This window comes from Parvibaculum sp. (assembly GCF_040882025.1).
In the GTDB taxonomy this organism is placed as follows: Bacteria; Pseudomonadota; Alphaproteobacteria; order Parvibaculales; family Parvibaculaceae; genus Parvibaculum.
The window spans coordinates 50,375-51,585 of the sequence record NZ_JBBECC010000208.1 but is presented as its reverse complement, the minus strand read 5'-3'; the positions used below and the strand labels follow the sequence as shown (position 1 = coordinate 51,585).

Sequence of the window (1,211 nt, the reverse complement as noted above, 5' to 3'; positions counted from 1 at the left end):
AAAGCGGGTCATGACGGTTAAATTTGAATCTGAAATTTAAACCGGACAGCAGTGGGCTTGTCCGGGCCATCCACGTCTTTAAACTGAAGGAAGAAAGACGTGGATGACCCGCATAAAGCGGGTCATGACGATTCAGGGATAGATGCCCCCCATGATCCGCCTTTTCACAGCGCTGGAAATTCCCGACGAGGTGGCGGAGCGGCTGATGCGGCTGCAGCAGGGGCTCGAAGGCGCGCGCTGGATCGAGCGCGGCGATCTGCACATCACGCTGCGTTTCATCGGCGATGTGGCGGAAAATGTCGCCGCCGATATCGACGCGGCGCTGGCCATCATTCCCTTCACGCCTTTCGAGGTCGCGCTTGAGGGCGTCGGCGAATTCGGCGGCGAGCGGCCGAACGCATTATGGGCGGGCGTGACGATGTCGGAACCCTTGCGCATTCTGCAGGGCCGCCACGAAAGCGCGATGCGGCGCGTCGGGTTGAAGCCCGAAACTCGGAAGTTTCATCCGCATGTGACGGTGGCGCGCATCGCGCGCGCGGGCGCCGTGGATGTGGGGCGCTATATCGCGGCGAACAATCTCTTCGCCGCGCCCCGCTTCACGGTGGAGCGTTTCACGCTTTTTTCGGCGAAGGGCGGGACCGGCGGCGGACCTTACGTGGCCGAGCGGCACTATCCGGACGAGGAATTCGACGACTGGGACGATGGCGAGGGGTAGACGCCCGCAATTTTGCTTCCCACCCTCCCCCCGTGGGAGGGTGGGAAGAAGCGAGGACGTCCGCGGCTTCACTCCCCCGCCGCTTCCTCGATTGCGTGCATGTCTTCGTCGGAAAGGCCCATGTGGTGGCCGATTTCGTGCACCAGCACATGCGCGATGAGGCCGCCGAGCGGTTCGTCATATTCGGCCCAGTAGTCGAGCATCGGGCGGCGATAGAGAAAGACCATATCGGGGAGATGCGACGGCTCCATCACCGAGCGGTCGACATGGGAAACGCCCTGATAGAGACCGAGCAGGTCGAAGGGGCTTTCAAGCTCCATCTCGACGGCGACCTCCTCGTCGGGAAAATCCTCGACACGGATGACGAGCCCCTCGCAGCGCGCACGAAAGCCCTCCGGCAGGCGGGCGAAAGCCGCGTCGGCCAGTTTCTCGAATTCCGCCAGCGTCGGCGCGTGCGCGTCTTTCCAGTCCATCGCCTGCTCTCTCCTCTTGCGCG

At 63.1% G+C, this 1,211-nt stretch carries 2 protein-coding genes; one reads left to right on the top strand and one right to left on the bottom strand.

Annotation, left to right across the window (positions count from 1 at the left end; all coding sequences use genetic code 11):
- Positions 1–151 precede the first annotated feature (151 nt).
- Positions 152–715 (top strand): RNA 2',3'-cyclic phosphodiesterase, encoded by a 564-nt coding sequence (gene thpR / locus WEB61_RS16250; RefSeq protein ID WP_368065386.1) that lies wholly within the window; start codon positions 152–154, stop codon positions 713–715.
- 68 nt (positions 716–783) lie between these two features.
- On the opposite strand, the gene WEB61_RS16245 is transcribed toward thpR, so the two are convergent.
- Complete coding sequence (locus tag WEB61_RS16245) at positions 784–1,188, bottom strand: metallopeptidase family protein (RefSeq protein ID WP_368065387.1); 405 nt, start codon at positions 1,186–1,188, stop codon at positions 784–786.
- Positions 1,189–1,211: the final 23 nt, after the last annotated feature.